Source organism: Streptomyces sp. NPDC048001 (assembly GCF_043203115.1).
Lineage (GTDB): Bacteria > Actinomycetota > Actinomycetes > Streptomycetales > Streptomycetaceae > Streptomyces > Streptomyces sanyensis.
The window spans coordinates 90,896-107,466 of record NZ_JBIDBN010000008.1 but is presented as its reverse complement, the minus strand read 5'-3'; the positions used below and the strand labels follow the sequence as shown (position 1 = coordinate 107,466).

The following is a 16,571-nucleotide window of genomic DNA, read 5'->3' as shown; positions in this document are numbered from 1 at the left end:
GTTCCTAGCGGGGCTTGGTGCCGCGGTGGAGCGCGACGATGCCGCCGGAGAGGTTGCGCCAGGCGACCCTCGCCCAGCCGGCCCCCTGCAGACGGGCGGCGAGTCCGGGCTGGTCGGGCCAGCTCTGGATCGACTCGGCGAGGTAGACGTAGGCGTCGGGGTTGGAGGAGACCGCGCGGGCCACGGGCGGCAGCGCCCGCATCAGGTACTCCTCGTACACGGTGCGGAAGGGGGCCCAGGTCGGGTGGGAGAACTCGCAGATGACCACCCGGCCGCCGGGCTTGGTGACCCGGTACAGCTCGCGCAGGGCCCGGTCGGTGTCCTGGACGTTGCGCAGCCCGAAGGAGACGGTGACGGCGTCGAAGACGCCGTCGGCGAAGGGCAGCCGGGTGGCGTCGCCCGCGGTGAGCGGCAGCCACGGGTGGCGGCGCTTGCCCTCGCGGAGCATGCCGAGGGAGAAGTCGCAGGGCACGACGTAGGCGCCGGCACGGGTGAAGGGCAGCGAGGAGGTGCCGGTGCCCGCGGCGAGGTCGAGGACCCGCTGCGCCGGGCGCGCGTCGACGGCCCGTGCGACCTCCCTGCGCCAGCGGCGGTCCTGGCCGAGCGAGAGCACGTCGTTGGTGAGGTCGTAGTTCGCCGCCACGTCGTCGAACATCGAGGCGACTTCGTGCGGCTGCTTGTCCAGGGTTGCTCGCGTCACGCAGCCCATTGAAGCAGCCCGGGGGCGGCGCCCGGGCGCGGGGAGGGGCGGCGGGGGCGCGCGGGCGGCGGGCGCTCAGCGGCGCCGGTGCACCAGCCGGCCGCCGAGCACGGTGGCGACGCAGCGCCCCGCGCCCCGGGCGGCGAGGGCCGCGCAGGGGTCGGCGCCGGGTGCGGCCCCGCCGGGGCCGAGGACGTCGAAGACGGCGAACGCGGCGGGGGCGCCCTCCGACAGCCGGGCCGCGGCGAAGACCTCCGGCCCGGGGGCCGTGCGGCCCGCGAGGGGGTCGAGGGAGACCGGTCCGGGCGGTGCGGCGGAGCGCTGCCTCCGGGCGAGGCCGGAGCGGTCCGCCGCGTCCCGGGCGAAGGGCCGCTCAAGGGTCCCGGCGACGGCGACGGTGCCGTGCGCCAGCATCCGCTGGACGCCCCGGCGGGCGCTGCCGCCCCACCGGGTGTCGGTCAGCGCGAGCACGTCGAGCGCGGCGCCGGTGAGCGGCTCGGTGCCGAGTTCGGCGGCCTCGCGCGGGTCGGGGTGGTAGGCCCCTTCGAGCAGTTCGGGGCCCCAGGGGTTGACCAGGCCGGGGGTGAGCAGGCCGGGCCAGCGCCGCACCCGGGCGCCGGGGAAGCGCCCGGCCAGATCCGCGGGCGTGCCCAGGGCGGCGATCTCGCGTCCGCGGACGGCGACCGCGCCGCCGGGCAGCGGCATCAGCCCGTGGCCCGGCAGCAGCAGCTCCGCGGTGTGGAGGGTCAGCACGGCGGCCCGGCGCCTCAGTCGGCGGCGAGCAGCTTGAGCTCGGGGTGGGCGGTGCCGCCCTGGATCGCGGTGGAGGAGATGTGCGAGACCACCCGCTCGTCGACGGGGTCGTCCGCCGGGTCCTCGTGCACCGCGAGGTGCTCGTAGGTGGTGCTCCGCTGGGCCGGGACGCGCCCCGCCTTGCGGATCAGGTCGATGATCTCCAGGCGGTTGGAGCGGTGCCTGGCGCCCGCGGAGGAGACCACGTTCTCCTCCAGCATGATCGAGCCCAGGTCGTCGGCGCCGTAGTGCAGGGAGAGCTGGCCGACCTCCTTGCCCGTGGTCAGCCAGGAGCCCTGGATGTGGGCGATGTTGTCCAGGAAGATCCGCGCGATGGCGATCATGCGCAGGTACTCGAAGAGCGTCGCCTGGGTGCGGCCCTTCAGGTGGTTGTTCTCGGGCTGGTAGGTGTACGGGATGAAGGCGCGGAAGCCGCCGGTGCGGTCCTGCACCTCGCGGATCATGCTCAGGTGCTCGATGCGCTCGGCGTTGGTCTCGCCGGTTCCCATCAGCATGGTGGAGGTGGACTCCACGCCGAGGCCGTGGGCGATCTCCATGATCTCCAGCCACCGTTCGCCCGACTCCTTCAGCGGGGCGATCGCCTTGCGCGGGCGCGCGGGCAGGAGTTCGGCGCCGGCCCCGGCGAAGGAGTCGAGCCCGGCGGCGTGGATCCGGCTGACGGCCTCCTCGACGGAGACGCCGGAGATCCGGGCCATGTGCTCCACCTCGGACGCGCCGAGGGAGTGGATCACCAGCTGGGGGAACTCCTTCTTGATCGCGGAGAAGTGCTCCTCGTAGTACTCGACGCCGAAGTCGGGGTGGTGGCCGCCCTGGAACATGATCTGGGTGCCGCCCAGCTCGACGGTCTCCGCGCAGCGGCGCAGGATGTCGTCGAGGTCGCGGGTCCAGCCCTTGGCGGTGTCCTTCGGCGCGGCGTAGAAGGCGCAGAACCGGCAGGCCGTGACGCACACGTTGGTGTAGTTGATGTTGCGCTCGATGATGTACGTGGCGATGTGCCCGGTGCCCGCGTAGCGGCGGCGGCGCACGGCGTCGGCGGCCGCGCCCAGGGCGTGCAGGGGCGCGGAGCGGTACAGGTCGAGGGCTTCCCCGGGGGTGATCCGGCCGCCGCCCGCGGCGCGGTCCAGGACGGACTGGAGGTCGGCCTTCTCGGTCACCGGGCGTCACCCTTCGGCGGTCTTCTGCGGTGGAACGGACCGGTCCAGGCTACGCCACGGCACCGCGCCCCCCGCGGGCGGCCGGGCCGCCCCGGGGGCCGGGCGGCGGGGCGGGCGGCCCTCAGGGAGCGAGCAGTTCGACCCGGACGTCGGCGGGGAAGCCGGTGGTCGGCCCGGTGCGCCGGGCGAACTCCCGCACCCCGGCGAGCTGGTCGGGGCCGAAGCGGAAGTCCAGGGTGGTGAAGTACCGCTCCAGCAGCGCCGCGTCGAAGCTCTCCCAGCGGGCGGCCTGCTCGGCGACCTTGGCGACCTCCTCCAGCGACAGGTCCCGCGAGGCGAGGAACGCCTCGTGCACCTTGCGCACCACGACGGGCTCGCGGGCGAGGTAGTCGCGCCGCGCGGCCCACACGGCGAAGACGAACGGGAGCCCGGTCCACTGCTTCCACATCGCACCGAGGTCGTGCACCTGGAGGCCGAGGCGGGGGGCGTCGTGCAGGGAGGCGCGCAGGGCGGCGTCCCCGATCAGGACGGCGGCCTCGGCCTCCTGCATCATCACCCCGAGGTCGGGCGGGCAGCTGAAGTAGTCGGGGGCCACGCCGTACCGCTCGGCCAGCAGCAGCTGCGCGAGCCGCACCGAGGTGCGGGAGGTGGAGCCGAGCGCGACGCGCCGCCCGTCCAGCTGCTCCAGCGGGGCCTGCGAGACGATCACGCAGGACATCACCGGGCCGTCGCAGCCGACCGCAAGATCGGGAAATGCGACGAGGTCGTCGGCATTGCGGAGGAATTCGACGAGGGTGACCGGAGCGATGTCGAGTTCGCCGCGGACCAGGCGCTCGCTGAGCTTCTCCGGGGTGTCCTTCGTCAGCTCCAGGTCGAGAAGAGTTCCCGTTCTGGCCAGCCCCCAGTAAAGCGGGAGACAGTTCAGGAACTGGATGTGACCGACCCGCGGCCGACTGCGCGGGATGCCGTCCGCTGTGCTTTCACCAAGACTGTCCACAGCGTGAGGCTAGCCCCGCGGAGCGGCTGCTTCCGCAGCGGGGGCGGGCCCCGCATGTCGGCCCTCCTCCCAGCAGGTGCACGTCAGCCGGGGGGCCGCCGCATCAGACGTACGGGTGACGTGATCTTTCCCTCTACCGCTTCGCGCACGCTGCGTGCTAGGCTCGACGCAAGTTGCAGTTTGGTTTCCCTTGCAGTACAGAGCCTGCGGAGCATGTAACCCGCAGGCTTTTGTCGTTTTCAGACTTCTTGCAGGTTCTGGAGCAGGGCAACCCTTTGGCCCAAGGAGGGCTTATGGCTACCGGAACCGTCAAGTGGTTCAACGCTGAAAAGGGCTTCGGCTTCATCGCCCAGGACGGCGGCGGCCCGGATGTCTTCGTCCACTACTCCGCGATCAACGCGTCTGGCTTCCGCTCCCTCGAGGAGAACCAGGTCGTGAACTTCGACGTCACCCAGGGCCCCAAGGGCCCGCAGGCGGAGAACGTCACCCCGGCCTAAGGGCCAACGGTCGGCGATCGCGCACGACGTAGCAGTACCCAAGGAGCCCTGCCCCGTACGCCGTACGGGGCAGGGCTCCTGCCTGTCCGGCGGCGGGCGGGCCGGAGCGGGCGGGGGGACGCGCACGGAGGGGGGTCCGGCGCCCGTCCGGTGGTGCGGACCCGGACGGGCGCCGGACCGGTGGTGCGGACCCGGTCAGCGGTACAGGGACTCGATCTCCGCCGCGTAGTCCCGGGCGATCTCGGTGCGGCGCAGCTTGAGCGACGGGGTGAGGTGGCCGCTCCCCTCCGTGAAGTCGCCGGTCAGCACCCGGAAGCGGCGGATGGACTCGGCGCGCGAGACGAGGCGGTTCGCCTCGTCCACGGCCCGCTGGAGCACCTCCAGCAGTTCCCCGTCCTCCACCAGCGCGGCCATCGGCAGCCCGGTCTTCCTCCTCATCCGCAGCCAGTGGTCCAGCCCGTCCTGCTCCAGGGTGATCAGGGCGGTGACGTAGGGGCGGCCGTCGCCGACCACCATGCACTGCCCCACCAGCGGATGCGCGCGCAGCCGGTCCTCCAGCGGCGCCGGGGCGATGTTCTTGCCGCCCGAGGTGATGAGGATGTCCTTCTTGCGCCCGGTGATGGTCAGATAGCCGTCGGCGTCGAGGCTGCCCAGGTCACCGGTGGCCAGCCAGCCGTCCTCCGCCACCGGGACCGGCTCCCCGCGCTCCGGGTCCCAGTAGCCGGCGAAGACGTGCCCGCCGCGCAGCAGCACCTCGCCGTCGTCCGCGATCCGCACGGCGGTGCCGGGCAGCGGCCAGCCGACCGTGCCGAGCCGGGGCCGCAGCGGGGGCGTGAGGGTGGCGGCCGCGGTGGTCTCGGTGAGGCCGTACCCCTCGAAGACCTGGACGCCGGCACCCTCGTAGAACGAGGCGAGCCGCCGTCCCAGGGGGGAGCCCCCGCAGACGGCGTACCGCACCCGGCCGCCGAGTGCGGCGCGGATCCGCCGGTAGACGAGCGGGTCGTAGAGCGCGCGGGCGGCGCGCAGACGCAGCGAGGGGCCGGGTCCGGTGCCGTGCTCGGCGGCCTCGCGGGCCTGCCCGTAGCGCCGGGCGACCCCGGCGGCGCGGTCGAAGGAGGCCGCACGGCCCATCTTCTCCGCGGTGGCCCGGCCGGTGTTGAACACCTTCTCCAGTACATAGGGGATCGCGAGCAGGAAGGTCGGCCGGAAGCCCGCCAGATCGGCGAGCAGGTCCTCCGTCGCGAGGGACGGGGCGTGGCCGAGCCGCACCCGGGCGCGCAGGCAGCCGACGGCGACCATCCGGCCGAAGACATGGGAGAGCGGCAGGAACAGCAGGGTGGAGGCGGGGTCGCTGCTGACCGCCTTGAAAACGGGGTGGAGCAGTTCGACGGCGTTGTCGACCTCGGCGAAGAAGTTGCCGTGGGTGAGGACGCAGCCCTTGGGGCGGCCGGTGGTGCCCGAGGTGTAGATCAGCGTGGCCGCGGACTGCGGGCCGAGGCCCTCCCGACGGCCGGTGACCAGCGCGTCGGGGATGCGGGCCTTGGCGCCGGCCGTGCGGAGCTGGTCGACACCGCCGGTGTCGACCACCCACAGGTGCTCCAGCCCGGGAAGCCCGCGGCGCTCCTGGCTGACGGTCCGGGCCTGGTCGACGGTCTCGACGACACAGGCGGCCGCGCCGGAGTCCTGGAGGATCCAGCGGGTCTGGAAGGCGGAGGAGGTCGGGTAGATCGGGACGGTGACGAGCCCGGCGGCCCAGCCGGCGAAGTCGAGCAGGGTCCACTCGTAGGTGGTGCGGGCCATGATCGCGAGGCGGTCGCCGGGCTTGAGGCCCATGGCGATCAGGCCCTTGGCGACGGCGCGGACCTCGGCGGCGAACGCGGCGGCGCTCACGTCCTGCCAGGTGCCGTGCGCGTCCTTGCGGGCGAGCACGGCCTCCCGGGGGGCCTCGCGCTCGTTGTCGAAGGGGATGTCGGCGAGCGAGCCGCGGGCGGGGGGCGGCACCAGCGGGGGGACGCTCACCTCCCGGACGACTCCGTTCACCAGCGTCCTTCGCGGCTCGACGGGGGCGGGTGCACCGGCGGGGCGGACCGTTTCGACGGACACGTGCGGCTCCTCGGTAGAAGGCGGGTGCGTGCGACGGGTGGTGCCGGGTCGATCGATCGGGGCGGGGCTGCGGGGGGACGGAACGGAGGCCGGTCGCCGGGGCCGAAGCGGCCCGCGGACCGGCGGGAGAGGGGGCACGAGCGCCCGCGACCGCCGAGGCGCCCGCGGGGAGGCGCCGGGACCCCCTCGACCAGTTGCTGACTCCTGAGTAAACTTACTGCCCAGTAAATCTACGGCCGGGCAGGGAGCAGGACAATGGCCGACCGCCGTCCCCCGTCCACCGGCAGGGCCCCCGGCCGCCTCCCGGCCCCCGGCCGGAGCGGGCCGGGGGCATGACCGCGACCCGGACGATCACCCCGGCCGCCTCCCCGGCCGCGGACGGCACGGCCTTCCGGCTCCGCGGCGACGGCCGGACCCGTGTCGAGGGCAGCACCCGCCGCGCCGCGGCCGGGAGGCCCGGGGGCGTCTGAGGGCGCCGTGCTCCCGGGGGCGGGTGAAGACGCCGCACCGCGGCCGGGGAGCCGGGGCGCGTGAGGGTGTCGTGCGCCCCGGGGTGCGTGAAAGTGCCGGGGTGCGTGAAAGTGCCGGGCCGCCGTCCTGGCGAGGCGGCCCGGCCGTGATTCGCCGGACGGCCTGCCAGGAGGGCCGGCCCCGGCCGTGATCCGCCGGACGCGCCCTACCGGGGGTCCCGCCCCGGCCGTGATCCGCCGGACGCGCCCTACCGGGGGGTCCAGCGCTCCCCGCGCATCAGGCCGCCCAGGCCCGTCCAGGCGAAGTTCATCAGCGTCGCGGCCGCCTCCTTGGCGGTGAGGCCGCCGGAGTCGTTGGCCCAGCCCGCGAGCGACTCGGCCGCCCCCACCAGCGACTGGGCCAGGCCCTCGACGTCCCGCCCGGCGAGTTCCCCGCCGCGCCCGGCGGCGGCCGGGGTGCCCTCGCGGGCCGCGGCGATCAGCGCGGTCACGAAGGCGACGATCTCCTCACGCATGGCGGCCACCTCGGCGGCGAAGGGCTCGCCGTGCGTCCGCGCCTGGCGGTGCAGGACCGACCAGCCGTCCGGGTTCTCCGCGGTGTGCCGGAAGAACGCCTCAAGCCCCGCCCACAGCTGGCGGTCGGGGGCCAGTCCCGGCTCGGCGGCCGCCTGCACCGCCTCGGTCAGCCGGGCCGCCTCGCGCCGGATGCAGGCGACGAACAGCTCCTCCTTGGAGTTCAGATAGAGGTAGACCAGCGGCTTGGACACCCCGGCCAGCTCGGCGATCTCGTCCATCGAGGCGGCCCGGTAACCCCGTCGGCCGAAGGTCTGCACGGCGGCGTCCATCATCTGCTGCTCGCGCACTTCCCGCGGCATACGCTTGGCCCGCACGCCCTTCACAGCACCCATCGTCGACCAATCCTCCCGCCCCGGCGCTTACTCCGCGGTAAGACTACGGCGCGGCGGGACCTCCACGGGAACGGCGGAGTCCGCATGGGAAAGATCGTCCTGATGATGTCCGTCTCCCTCGACGGGTTCATGGAGACCGAGGACCGCGACATCGGCTGGGGCCGGGTCGACGAGGAGCTGCACTCCGACCTGAACGAGGTGGTGCGGGGCATGCGCGGCCTCCTCAGCGGGCGCGTCACCCATGAGCTGATGGCCCGGTACTGGCCGACCGCGGACGCCGATCCCGGCGCCTCCCCGGCGGTCGCCGAGTTCGCGGGCATCTGGCGGTCGCTGCCCAAGACGGTCTACTCGCGGACCCTGCGCTCGGCGGAGTGGAACACCACCGTGGTGCACGAGGTGGTGCCCGAGGAGGTGGCGGCGCTGCGGGACGCCGCGCCGGGCGACCTCGCCCTCGGCGGGGCGGACCTCGCGGACACCTTCCTCCGCCACGACCTGGTCGACGAGTTCCGCATCCTGGTCCACCCCGTACTGCTCGGGCGGGGGCGGCCGCTGTTCCGGTCGCCGCGCGAGGAGCGGCGGGACCTCGAGCTGGTCGCCACCCGCACCTACGGCGGCGGAGTGGTCCTGCTGCACCACGCCCGCCGCCGCTGACGGTCCGGGACGCGCCGGCGCCCCGGACCGGGGGCGGTCCGGGGCGCCGGCGCGGTGCCGGGGTGCGGTGCTACACGGCGGCGGCGGGGACGGGTGCCGTCTGCCCGGCGTCCTCGCGGCCGGAGGCGATCTCGTCGAGCGGCGAGGAGGTCGCGCTGTCGTAGGCGTCCCGGTCGAGGATGCCCTCCCGGGCGGCGACGACCACCGGGACCAGCGCCTGGCCGGCCACGTTGGTGGCGGTGCGGATCATGTCGAGGACGGGGTCGATGGCCAGGAGCAGGCCCACGCCCTCCAGCGGGAGGCCGAGCGTCGACAGGGTGAGGGTCAGCATCACGGTGGCGCCGGTCAGACCGGCGGTGGCGGCCGAGCCCACGACGGAGACGAAGGCGATCAGCACATAGTCCTGGATGCCGAGCTGCACGTCGAAGATCTGCGCGATGAAGATCGCGGCGAGCGCCGGGTAGATGGCGGCGCAGCCGTCCATCTTGGTGGTGGCGCCGAAGGGGACCGCGAAGCTGGTGTAGTTCCGCGGGACGCCGAGGCGCTCGGTGACCTTCTGGGTGACGGGCATGGTCCCGACGGAGGAGCGGGAGACGAAGGCGAGCTGGATCGCGGGCCAGGCGCCCCGGAAGAACTGGACCGGGTTCAGCTTGGCGGCGAAGGCCAGCAGCAGCGGGTAGACGCCGAAGAGCACCAGGGCGCAGCCGATGTAGACGTCGGCGGTGAAGGTGGCGTACTTGCCGATCAGGTCCCAGCCGTAGTCGGCGATGGCGTAGCCGATCAGTCCGACGGTGCCGATCGGGGCGAGGCGGATGACCCACCACAGGGCCTTCTGGAGCAGTTCCAGCACGGACTCGCTGAGGTCCAGCACGGGCTTGGCGCGCTCGCCGAGCTTCAGCGCCGCGACACCGGCGACGGCGGCCATGAAGACGATCTGGAGCACGTTCAGCTCGGTGAACGGCGTGATCACGTCGGTGGGGATGACGCCGGTGAGGAAGTCGATCCAGGAGCCGGAGTTCTTGGGCTCCTGGCCGTCGGCGGGGGTCAGGCCGGTGCCCGCGCCGGGGTCGGTGAGCAGGCCGATGGTGAGGCCGATGGCCACCGCGATCAGCGAGGTGATCATGAACCACAGCAGTGTGCGGGTGGCCAGCCGCGCGGCGTTGTTCACCTTCCGCAGGTTGGTGATCGACACCACGATGGCGAAGAAGACGAGCGGGGCGACGGCCAGCTTCAGCAGCTGGACGAAGATCGAGCCGATCTGGTCGAGGGTGTCCTTGAGCCAGGACACGTCCTGGCTGCGGGCGAGCCAGCCGAGGAGGACGCCGAGCACGAGGCCGGCGGCGATCTGGGCCCAGAAGGGGATCTTCGGGAGGGGTATGCGGGGACCCGTGCCGGACTGCTCGCCGGCAGGGGTGGACGCGGTGTTCGCGGACACGGACGCACTCCAGGGAGGGGCGTTGGGGGACTTCGGGGAACGGGGTGCGGCGCGTGGGAGCGCGGCGCCGCCGCAAGGCGTGGTGCCGGGTCGAACCTGGGAGGCCGGGCCTCTCGAAGGCGGCCTCTCAGCAACAACAGACCGCGGACGTACAGCGGCAGAGGTCGACATGCAGGCGCGCCACGAGCGGGGTGCTCGCGGGGTCACGGGGGCGCACTGATGTCTTCACGCCGATACATTAACACTTGAACTTTGAGAACCTCAAAGCTCCCCTTGGAGTCAAGGCCGTCGTTCCGGCCATGCGCGACTCCCGGTGGTCCCCTCCGCCGGGGCTGCCCCGGCGGGGCCGCTACGCGGCGCCGTCCTCCTGCGAACGGTTCGCCTCCAGGCGGGACTTGGCCTTGTCGACCTTGGTGGAGATCTGCTGCGACATCGCCTCGCGCTGCTTGCGCAGCAGGACGAAGCTGAGCGGCGCGGAGATGACCAGTGCGAGCAGGATCACCCAGGCGAAGTTGGCGTCCCCGAGCCCCTTGGGCACGGCGCCGACCTGCACGAGGCCGGCGACGGCGACGAGGCAGCCGACGAAGATCGCCAGCCGCAGCGCGGTGTACCGGATGGCGGCGCTCGACTTCCCTGCGGACACTGCGGGCCTTCTTCCTCTGTACGACGGGGGCCCGTCTGCGCGACGGGCGGTGCCCGTCCAGTGAAGCACGGGCCGCGACGGCGGCGGGCCCGGGGCCGCGGGCGGAGCCGCCGGCGGGACACCGCGGACGGCGGGAGAGCGGCCCCGGGGCGCGCAGGAAGGGCCCGGAGCAGCGGGCCCCGGCATGTGGCGACTTCGCGGGCGCCGTCCAGGAGAAAGGCGCCCGGAGCAGCGGCCCCGGCATGCGGAGGAAGGCGCTCAGAGCAGCGGCAGCAGCATGATCACGTCGTCGCGGTCGTCGCCCTCGGCGACGCGGATGGCGCCCGGCACCCGGCCGACCTCCTTGTAGCCGCAGGCGGCGTAGAAGCGGTCCGCGCCCGTGCCGCCCCGGCAGGTGAGGCGCACCGCCTCGACGCCGTCCATCCCGCGGGCGGCCTCCTCGACGCGGGCCATCAGCTCCCGCCCGTGGCCCCGGCCCTGGTGGCGGGGGTGGACCATGACCGTGTACGCCCAGATCCAGTGGGTCATCAGCGGATGGGTGTTGCGGGCGAGGAAGGCGGTGGCCGCGACGGCTCCCTCCTCGTCCCGGCCCACCAGCAGCCGCATCCCGCCGTCCGCCATGGCGGCCAGGTGGCCGATCCAGCGCGGGCGCACGTCCTCCGCGGTCACGGGCGGGACGAAGCCCACCGCGCCTCCGGCGTTGGTGACGTCGGCCCACAGGGAGACCACACCGGCGGCCAGGTCGGGGCCGGTGGACGGGTCGAGTTCGTAGGTCAGCGCCATGCGGGCAGCGTACGGGTGCGCCCGGGGCGGCTGCCTCCGGGTCCGGCGGGAGGGGTCAGAGGCGCATCGGCTGCGGCGTCTCGCGGCGGTCCGGGTCCGGGCCCGGGTACTCGCGGATGACCTCGTAGCGGGTGTTGCGCTCCACGGGCCGGAAGCCGGCGTCGCGGATGAGCTCCAGCAGGTCGTCGCGGGTGAGCTTGCTGGGGGTGCCGTAGTTGTCGGCATCGTGGGTGATCTTGTACTCGACGACCGAGCCGTCCATGTCGTCCGCCCCGTGCTGGAGGGCGAGCTGGGCGGTCTGCACGCCGTGCATGACCCAGAAGACCTTGACGTGGGGGACGTTGTCGAAGAGCAGCCGGGAGACGGCGAAGGTCTTCAGCGCCTCGGCTCCGGTGGCCATGGTGGTGCGGGCCTGGAGCCTGTTGCGGACCTTGCCGTCCTGCATGTCCACGAAGTCGTGCTGGTAGCGCAGCGGGATGAAGACCTGGAAGCCGCCGGTCTCGTCCTGGAGCTCACGCAGGCGCAGCACGTGGTCGACGCGGTGGCGGGGCTCCTCGATGTGCCCGTACAGCATCGTGCTGGGGGTCTTGAGGCCCTTCTCGTGCGCCAGGCGGTGGATGCGCGACCAGTCCTCCCAGTGGGTGCGGTGGTCGACGATGTGCTGCCGGACCTCCCAGTCGAAGATCTCCGCGCCGCCGCCGGTCAGGGATTCGAGACCGGCCTCGATCAGCTCGTCGAGGATGTCGGAGGCCGACATGCCGGAGATGGTCTCGAAGTGGTGGATCTCGGTGGCCGTGAACGCCTTGAGGGAGACGTCCGGCAGGGCCTTCTTCAGCTCGGAGAGCGAGCGCGGGTAGTAGCGCCAGGGCAGGTTGGGGTGGAGCCCGTTGACGATGTGCAGCTCGGTGAGGTTCTCGTTCTCCATCGCCTTGGCGAGGCGGACGGCCTCCTCGATGCGCATGGTGTACGCGTCCTTCTCGCCCGGCTTGCGCTGGAACGAGCAGTAGGCGCACGAGGCGGTGCACACGTTCGTCATGTTCAGGTGGCGGTTGACGTTGAAGTGGACGACGTCGCCGTTCTTGCGGGTGCGGACCTCGTGGGCGAGCCCGCCGAGCCACGCCAAATCGTCCGACGCGTAGAGCGCGATGCCGTCCTCGCGGGTCAGCCGCTCACCGGCCCGGACCTTCTCCTCCAGCTCGCGCTTGAGCCCCGCGTCCATGCGGCCGCCTCCCAGATCTCCACGTAAACAGGCTCCGACCACCGTACTCCCCCGCCCGGCGGGCGCTTCACGGGCGGGGCGGTACGGCGGCCGCGGCGGTGCGGGACCGGACGGCCGGGCGGCGGGCGGTACGGGGAGCGCGGCGCGGGGGCGTGCACGCCGGTGCGCCCGGGGTGCACCGGGTGCGCCCGGGGCGGCGGGCGCCTCAGTCCTCCTCGGGAAGCTCCCCGACGCGGTTCTCCCACTTGGTGGAGAGCACGATCGTGGTCCGGGTCCGCGAGACGCCCCGGGTGCCGGAGAGCCGCCGGATGGTCTTCTCCAGTCCGTCCACGTCGCTGGCCCGCACCTTGAGCATGTAGGAGTCGTCGCCCGCGATGAACCAGCAGTCCTCGATCTCCGCCAGGTCCCGCAGCCGGCGGGCCACGTCCTCGTGGTCGGTGGCGTCGGTGAGGGAGATGCCGATCAGGGCCGTGACCCCGAGCCCGAGCGAGGCGGCGTCGACGGTGGCGCGGTAGCCGGTGATGACCCCGGCGGCCTCCAGCCGGTTGATGCGGTCGGTCACGGAGGGGCCGGAGAGCCCCACCAGGCGCCCGAGCTCGGCATACGACGCTCTGCCGTTCTCACGCAGAGCCTGGATGAGCTGCCTATCCACGGCATCCATAAGCCTGAGCCTTCCATTGTTCAGTGATTCCGCGAGTTTACGTGTAGAATCTAAGGCATGCAGGGCCGACACCCTGCGATTAACTCAAACGATCACAGTTGATCCCACAGGATCACGATCCATACAGGAGATGACACTCACCGTGTACACGATCGAGATGGCCCACGCCCGCATGCGAGAGCTCCAGGAGCTGGCCGACCGCTCGCGTGCCCACCGGCCCACCGGCGCGCGCCGGGGAGGCAGGCTCCGCACCCCGCGCACCGGCGGGAAGCGCTAACCCCGGGCGGAGCCGCCACCGAGCTCCCCCTCCCAGCGGCGGTACAGCCGATGCGGCACCCCTGCCGCGTCGAGCACCCGCCCCGCGACGAAGTCCACCAGATCCTGGATGTGCGTCGCCCCCGCGTAGAACGCCGGAGAGGCGGGCAGCACCACGGCGCCCGCCTCGTCCAGTGCCACCAGGTGCCTGAGCGTCTGCCCGTTCAGCGGGGTCTCCCGCACCGCCACCACCAGCGGACGGCGCTCCTTGAGCGTCACGCTGGCCGCGCGCTGGAGCAGGTCCTTCGACAGGCCGAGCGCCACACCCGCCACACAGGCCGTGGACGCCGGCACGATCAGCATCCCCTTCACGGCGTACGAGCCGGACGACGGCCCGGCCGCCAGGTCCCCGGCCGCCCAGTGGCGGACGTCCGCCGCCCCGGTGTCCACCTCGAAGGCGCCCGGCTTGCCGTCCGCCCCCCGGGCCAGCCAGCGGCCCAGGTCCTCGCGCCAGTGCGCGTCCCGGTAGGCGATGCCCGTCTCGTCCAGCAGCGTCAGCCGGGAGGCCCGGCTGACGACGAGGTCCACGCTCTCGCCCGCGGCGAGGAGCGCCCTCAGCACGGCGGCGGCATACGGGGTTCCGGAGGCGCCCGACACCCCCACGATCCACGGGCGGCGACTGTTCACTTCCTGCGGCTCCACAGCGACGAGCCTATCCGGCGCGCCGAACGCGCCCGGGAGCACGCCCCCGGGGCACGGCCCCCGCCGGGCGCCGTGCGGGGCGGGGACGCACCCTCGGTGCGCCGACGCGCCCCGGCGCATCCCCGCACCCCCCGGGGCGGGCCCGGGCGGGCACCCTCAGGCGTCATGGAAGCGGAGGAGTCGCTTCGCCGCGCCCCGCAGCGCGCGGTCGGCCGCGGACACCGGCAGCCGCTCCCGGGTGTACCGCATCGACTGCCGCCCCCGCGCCCCGAAGGACGCCTTGAACGCGGCGAGCGAGGACCCCGGGCGGGAGTCCCCCATGTGGTAGTAGCGGCAGCCCGCCGCACAGGCGTCCTCGATCGCCAGCCGCTGGAGCAGGTGGTTGGCCCGGACCGGATTGGCCAGCTCCCGGTCCATGGCCCCCCGCCAGTACTTGGCGTGCGGCCCGTGGCGCAGCACCACCGCCCCCGCCGCCGGTTCGCCGCCGCAGGTGGCCAGGTAGACGGTGCACGCCTCACCGAGCCGCTCCGCGACCGCCTCCAGCCGCCGCAGCGGGAAGGCCCGGCCCTGGCGGAAGCGGGCCAGCGCCTCCGGCTCGTGCTGCTGCTCCGCCCAGCGCAGCACCGACTTCTCCCAGAGCGCGTAGAAGGCGGGCACCAGCCGCCCGGTGCGGTCGGCCACCACCTCCACCGGCGAGCGCTCCGCGCGGTGGACGTCCCGCTTCACCCGCGGCCGGAAGTGCTCCCAGGCCGCCGCGAAGCCGCCCCGGAGGTCGACGACCTGCATGTAGTGGGCCTCGGCCCGGAAGGCGGCCGGCAGCGCCTGCCCCCACACCGGGGCCTCGTCGGGCCCGAAGCGCACCCCCACCCGCAGCGCGGGGCGCGTCACCAGGTCCCCGAGCACCGCGGCGGCCTGGGCCGGGCGGAGGTCGCCGTCCGGGAGCAGCGGGCCGCCGATGCCCCAGCCGGACGGCCAGGAGTCCTCGACGGTCAGCGGGCCCGGCAGACCGCGGCGGCGCACCAGGGGCAGCACCGCGCAGGCCCCGTCGGGGAACTCGTACAGCCGCCCGGCGTCCGTCCAGGGGCCGGTCGCGCAGATGGCGTCGAGCCAGGCGGGGGTCTGGGTCACCAGGGCGCAGCCGTCCGCGCGGGCGGCCCGCCACCACACGTCCCGCGGCACCGGGCTCGTCACGCTGACGGGGCCCGCGCCCGCGGCCGCCGGGAGTTCCACGACGTCCATGCCGCCTCCTCGGCACGGTCACCGGCCCCGTGCGCCGCCCGCCGGAGCGGCAGGCGCCCTGCGGGAGGCCGGCGTCCTCCTCCCAGTATGGGCGCGGCCCCCCGGGCGCGCGTGCTCCGGGGCCGGGGGGGCGGGCGCCCGTCCACAACAGGCCCGATCCGGTGAGCAGTTCTAGAATTGCCAGCAAATGTCCTCCGCACGGATCGGCCACGGGCGCACGCTCGCCACCGAGGTCGTGGGCCCCGTGGACCCGACGGGCCACCGCTTCGCCCACGCGCCGTGGGACCCCCTGCTCGGCCTCCTGCCGCTGCGCTCGCCGCGGCTGCTCGGCGGACCGACCGACCGCCTCGCCGCCCGGCGGCTGACCCGCGGGCTGGGGCCGTGCAGGGTCGGCGTCGTACCGCGGCGGCGCTTCGAGTCCGGCCTGCTGGTCTTCACCCTCCGCACACCGGGGGCCTCCGCCGTGGTCAAGCGCGCCCGCGACGCCCGCGCCGCCGCGGTCCTGGTCCGCGAGTGGGAGGTCCTCGGGGCGCTGCTGGCCGATCCGCGGCTCGCCCCGTGGCGGGCCCTGCTGCCGCGGGCCCTCGGCCCGCGGCCCCGGGCCCCCGTGCCCGTGCTCGCCCAGGAACGGCTGCCCGGCTCGCCCTGGGCGGGGCCGGGCCGGGGCGGTCCCCCGCCGGGTGCCGACCCGGTGCTCGACGCCGTGCTCGACCTGCTGGCGGCGGTGCGGCGGGCGACCGGGCGGCCCGTCCCGGCCGCCGACCGGGGTGCCTCGTGGACCGCCGAACCGCTGGGCCTGCTCGCCTCGGAGGTCCGCTGGTGCCGGTCCGGAGCGGGGGCCGAAGGGCTCGCCGCGCTGCGGCTGCGGCTGCACCGCGCCCTGCGCGGCGCCGTGCTCACCGAGGGCTGGACGCACACCGACCTCCACCCGGGCAACGTGCTGCTCGACGGGCGCCGCGCGGTGACCGGCCTCGTCGACTGGGGCGGCGCGCTGCCCGCCGGCCCGGCCGAACTCGACGCCTGCACGGCCGTGCTCACCGTGCGCAGCGCCCGGGACGGGCGGCCGCTGGGGCGGCTGGTCGCGGACGCGCTGCGGCCGCCGGGGCTGCCCGCCGCGGACCGGGCGCTGCTGGTCCGCAAGGGCGCAGCGCCCGACGGCGGCGGCGGCGACCCGGCCCTGCTGCCGTTGCTCGCCTGGCTGTGGCATGTCGCCGGCAACGTCCGCAAGGCCCCCGGCTACGGACGCAGCACCTGGTGGACGGCCGGGACGGTGGCCCCCGTGCTGCGGGAGGCGGCACGATGGGCGAGGGGCTCCTGACGCCCGGCGACGGACCGGCCCCG

At 74.3% G+C, this 16,571-nt stretch carries 19 protein-coding genes; 5 read left to right on the top strand and 14 right to left on the bottom strand.

The annotated features are described in order from the left end of the window. Positions 1-4 precede the first annotated feature (4 nt). From ACGF15_RS16305 to ACGF15_RS16290, 4 genes are all read right to left on the bottom strand, one after another. Positions 5-700 carry a demethylmenaquinone methyltransferase gene (locus ACGF15_RS16305; RefSeq protein WP_392799575.1) on the bottom strand — a complete coding sequence of 232 codons (696 nt, stop codon included), beginning with the start codon at positions 698-700 and terminating at the stop codon, positions 5-7. A gap of 75 nt (positions 701-775) precedes the next feature. After that, positions 776-1,453, bottom strand: coding sequence for a hypothetical protein (locus ACGF15_RS16300; RefSeq protein WP_345616065.1), 678 nt, complete (start codon positions 1,451-1,453; stop codon positions 776-778). Between the two features lie 14 nt (positions 1,454-1,467). Continuing rightward, on the bottom strand, positions 1,468-2,667 hold the full coding sequence (gene mqnC, locus ACGF15_RS16295; protein ID WP_256526782.1) for a cyclic dehypoxanthinyl futalosine synthase: 1,200 nt from the start codon (positions 2,665-2,667) through the stop codon (positions 1,468-1,470). A 121-nt stretch (positions 2,668-2,788) separates the two neighbouring features. Beyond that, entirely contained in the window at positions 2,789-3,664 is an 876-nt protein-coding gene (locus ACGF15_RS16290; protein WP_345616062.1) for a menaquinone biosynthesis protein, read from the bottom strand. A 293-nt stretch (positions 3,665-3,957) separates the two neighbouring features. Here ACGF15_RS16290 and ACGF15_RS16285 point away from each other — a divergent pair, with 293 nt between their 5' ends. After that, positions 3,958-4,161, top strand: a complete 204-nt coding sequence (locus ACGF15_RS16285) for a cold-shock protein (RefSeq protein WP_003967102.1) — start codon at positions 3,958-3,960, stop codon at positions 4,159-4,161. 195 nt (positions 4,162-4,356) lie between these two features. On the opposite strand, the gene ACGF15_RS16280 is transcribed toward ACGF15_RS16285, so the two are convergent. Next, positions 4,357-6,264: an AMP-dependent synthetase/ligase gene (locus tag ACGF15_RS16280; RefSeq protein ID WP_392799570.1), complete on the bottom strand. Its 1,908-nt coding sequence runs from the start codon at positions 6,262-6,264 to the stop codon at positions 4,357-4,359. Positions 6,265-6,596: 332 nt separating this feature from the next. Here ACGF15_RS16280 and ACGF15_RS16275 point away from each other — a divergent pair, with 332 nt between their 5' ends. Then, positions 6,597-6,734 carry a hypothetical protein gene (locus ACGF15_RS16275; protein ID WP_362612255.1) on the top strand — a complete coding sequence of 46 codons (138 nt, stop codon included), beginning with the start codon at positions 6,597-6,599 and terminating at the stop codon, positions 6,732-6,734. A gap of 248 nt (positions 6,735-6,982) precedes the next feature. Here the strand turns inward: ACGF15_RS16275 and ACGF15_RS16270 are convergent, their stop codons facing one another. Then, positions 6,983-7,642, bottom strand: coding sequence for a TetR/AcrR family transcriptional regulator (locus ACGF15_RS16270; protein WP_256526785.1), 660 nt, complete (start codon positions 7,640-7,642; stop codon positions 6,983-6,985). Between the two features lie 84 nt (positions 7,643-7,726). Between ACGF15_RS16270 and ACGF15_RS16265 the strand changes: the two genes are divergently transcribed. Continuing rightward, positions 7,727-8,293, top strand: a complete 567-nt coding sequence (locus tag ACGF15_RS16265; RefSeq protein WP_345616057.1) for a dihydrofolate reductase family protein — start codon at positions 7,727-7,729, stop codon at positions 8,291-8,293. A gap of 70 nt (positions 8,294-8,363) precedes the next feature. On the opposite strand, the gene ACGF15_RS16260 is transcribed toward ACGF15_RS16265, so the two are convergent. The 6 genes from ACGF15_RS16260 to ACGF15_RS16235 all read right to left on the bottom strand — a co-directional run bounded on the left by ACGF15_RS16260 (position 8,364) and on the right by ACGF15_RS16235 (position 13,034). Next, positions 8,364-9,728: a dicarboxylate/amino acid:cation symporter gene (locus ACGF15_RS16260; protein ID WP_345616056.1), complete on the bottom strand. Its 1,365-nt coding sequence runs from the start codon at positions 9,726-9,728 to the stop codon at positions 8,364-8,366. 127 nt (positions 9,729-9,855) lie between these two features. Beyond that, positions 9,856-9,945: a putative leader peptide gene (locus ACGF15_RS16255; RefSeq protein ID WP_345616086.1), complete on the bottom strand. Its 90-nt coding sequence runs from the start codon at positions 9,943-9,945 to the stop codon at positions 9,856-9,858. 132 nt (positions 9,946-10,077) lie between these two features. Then, positions 10,078-10,371, bottom strand: coding sequence for a DUF4229 domain-containing protein (locus ACGF15_RS16250; protein ID WP_345616054.1), 294 nt, complete (start codon positions 10,369-10,371; stop codon positions 10,078-10,080). Between the two features lie 258 nt (positions 10,372-10,629). Further along, positions 10,630-11,154: a GNAT family N-acetyltransferase gene (locus ACGF15_RS16245; RefSeq protein ID WP_345616053.1), complete on the bottom strand. Its 525-nt coding sequence runs from the start codon at positions 11,152-11,154 to the stop codon at positions 10,630-10,632. 55 nt (positions 11,155-11,209) lie between these two features. After that, positions 11,210-12,373 carry an aminofutalosine synthase MqnE gene (gene mqnE, locus ACGF15_RS16240; RefSeq protein ID WP_256526790.1) on the bottom strand — a complete coding sequence of 388 codons (1,164 nt, stop codon included), beginning with the start codon at positions 12,371-12,373 and terminating at the stop codon, positions 11,210-11,212. A gap of 205 nt (positions 12,374-12,578) precedes the next feature. After that, positions 12,579-13,034 (bottom strand): Lrp/AsnC family transcriptional regulator, encoded by a 456-nt coding sequence (locus ACGF15_RS16235; protein WP_345616051.1) that lies wholly within the window; start codon positions 13,032-13,034, stop codon positions 12,579-12,581. Positions 13,035-13,164: 130 nt separating this feature from the next. On the opposite strand from ACGF15_RS16235, the gene ACGF15_RS16230 reads away from it, so the two are divergent. After that, on the top strand, positions 13,165-13,311 hold the full coding sequence (locus ACGF15_RS16230) for a hypothetical protein (protein WP_345616050.1): 147 nt from the start codon (positions 13,165-13,167) through the stop codon (positions 13,309-13,311). Here the strand turns inward: ACGF15_RS16230 and ACGF15_RS16225 are convergent. After that, entirely contained in the window at positions 13,308-13,991 is a 684-nt protein-coding gene (locus ACGF15_RS16225; protein ID WP_345616049.1) for a UbiX family flavin prenyltransferase, read from the bottom strand. The two genes, ACGF15_RS16230 and ACGF15_RS16225, sit on opposite strands and share 4 nt — an antisense overlap. Positions 13,992-14,147: 156 nt before the next feature. Continuing rightward, positions 14,148-15,230, bottom strand: coding sequence for a GNAT family N-acetyltransferase (locus ACGF15_RS16220; protein ID WP_362612398.1), 1,083 nt, complete (start codon positions 15,228-15,230; stop codon positions 14,148-14,150). Between the two features lie 187 nt (positions 15,231-15,417). Here ACGF15_RS16220 and ACGF15_RS16215 point away from each other — a divergent pair, with 187 nt between their 5' ends. Next, a complete protein-coding gene (locus ACGF15_RS16215) occupies positions 15,418-16,548 on the top strand; it encodes a phosphotransferase (RefSeq protein WP_345616046.1) in 1,131 nt (376 codons plus the stop codon). Positions 16,549-16,571 lie beyond the last annotated feature (23 nt).

Excerpts from the sequence above, each read along its gene's own strand:
- ACGF15_RS16265 (WP_345616057.1), top strand. The coding sequence starts at position 7,727 with ATGGGAAAGATCGTCCTGATGATGTCCGTCTCCCTCGACGGGTTCATG.
- mqnE (WP_256526790.1), bottom strand. The coding sequence starts at position 12,373 with ATGGACGCGGGGCTCAAGCGCGAGCTGGAGGAGAAGGTCCGGGCCGGT.
- ACGF15_RS16275 (WP_362612255.1), top strand. The coding sequence starts at position 6,597 with ATGACCGCGACCCGGACGATCACCCCGGCCGCCTCCCCGGCCGCGGAC.
- ACGF15_RS16215 (WP_345616046.1), top strand. The coding sequence starts at position 15,418 with ATGTCCTCCGCACGGATCGGCCACGGGCGCACGCTCGCCACCGAGGTC.
- ACGF15_RS16235 (WP_345616051.1), bottom strand. The coding sequence starts at position 13,034 with ATGGATGCCGTGGATAGGCAGCTCATCCAGGCTCTGCGTGAGAACGGC.
- ACGF15_RS16230 (WP_345616050.1), top strand. The coding sequence starts at position 13,165 with ATGACACTCACCGTGTACACGATCGAGATGGCCCACGCCCGCATGCGA.
- ACGF15_RS16245 (WP_345616053.1), bottom strand. The coding sequence starts at position 11,154 with ATGGCGCTGACCTACGAACTCGACCCGTCCACCGGCCCCGACCTGGCC.
- ACGF15_RS16270 (WP_256526785.1), bottom strand. The coding sequence starts at position 7,642 with ATGGGTGCTGTGAAGGGCGTGCGGGCCAAGCGTATGCCGCGGGAAGTG.
- ACGF15_RS16285 (WP_003967102.1), top strand. The coding sequence starts at position 3,958 with ATGGCTACCGGAACCGTCAAGTGGTTCAACGCTGAAAAGGGCTTCGGC.
- ACGF15_RS16220 (WP_362612398.1), bottom strand. The coding sequence starts at position 15,230 with ATGGACGTCGTGGAACTCCCGGCGGCCGCGGGCGCGGGCCCCGTCAGC.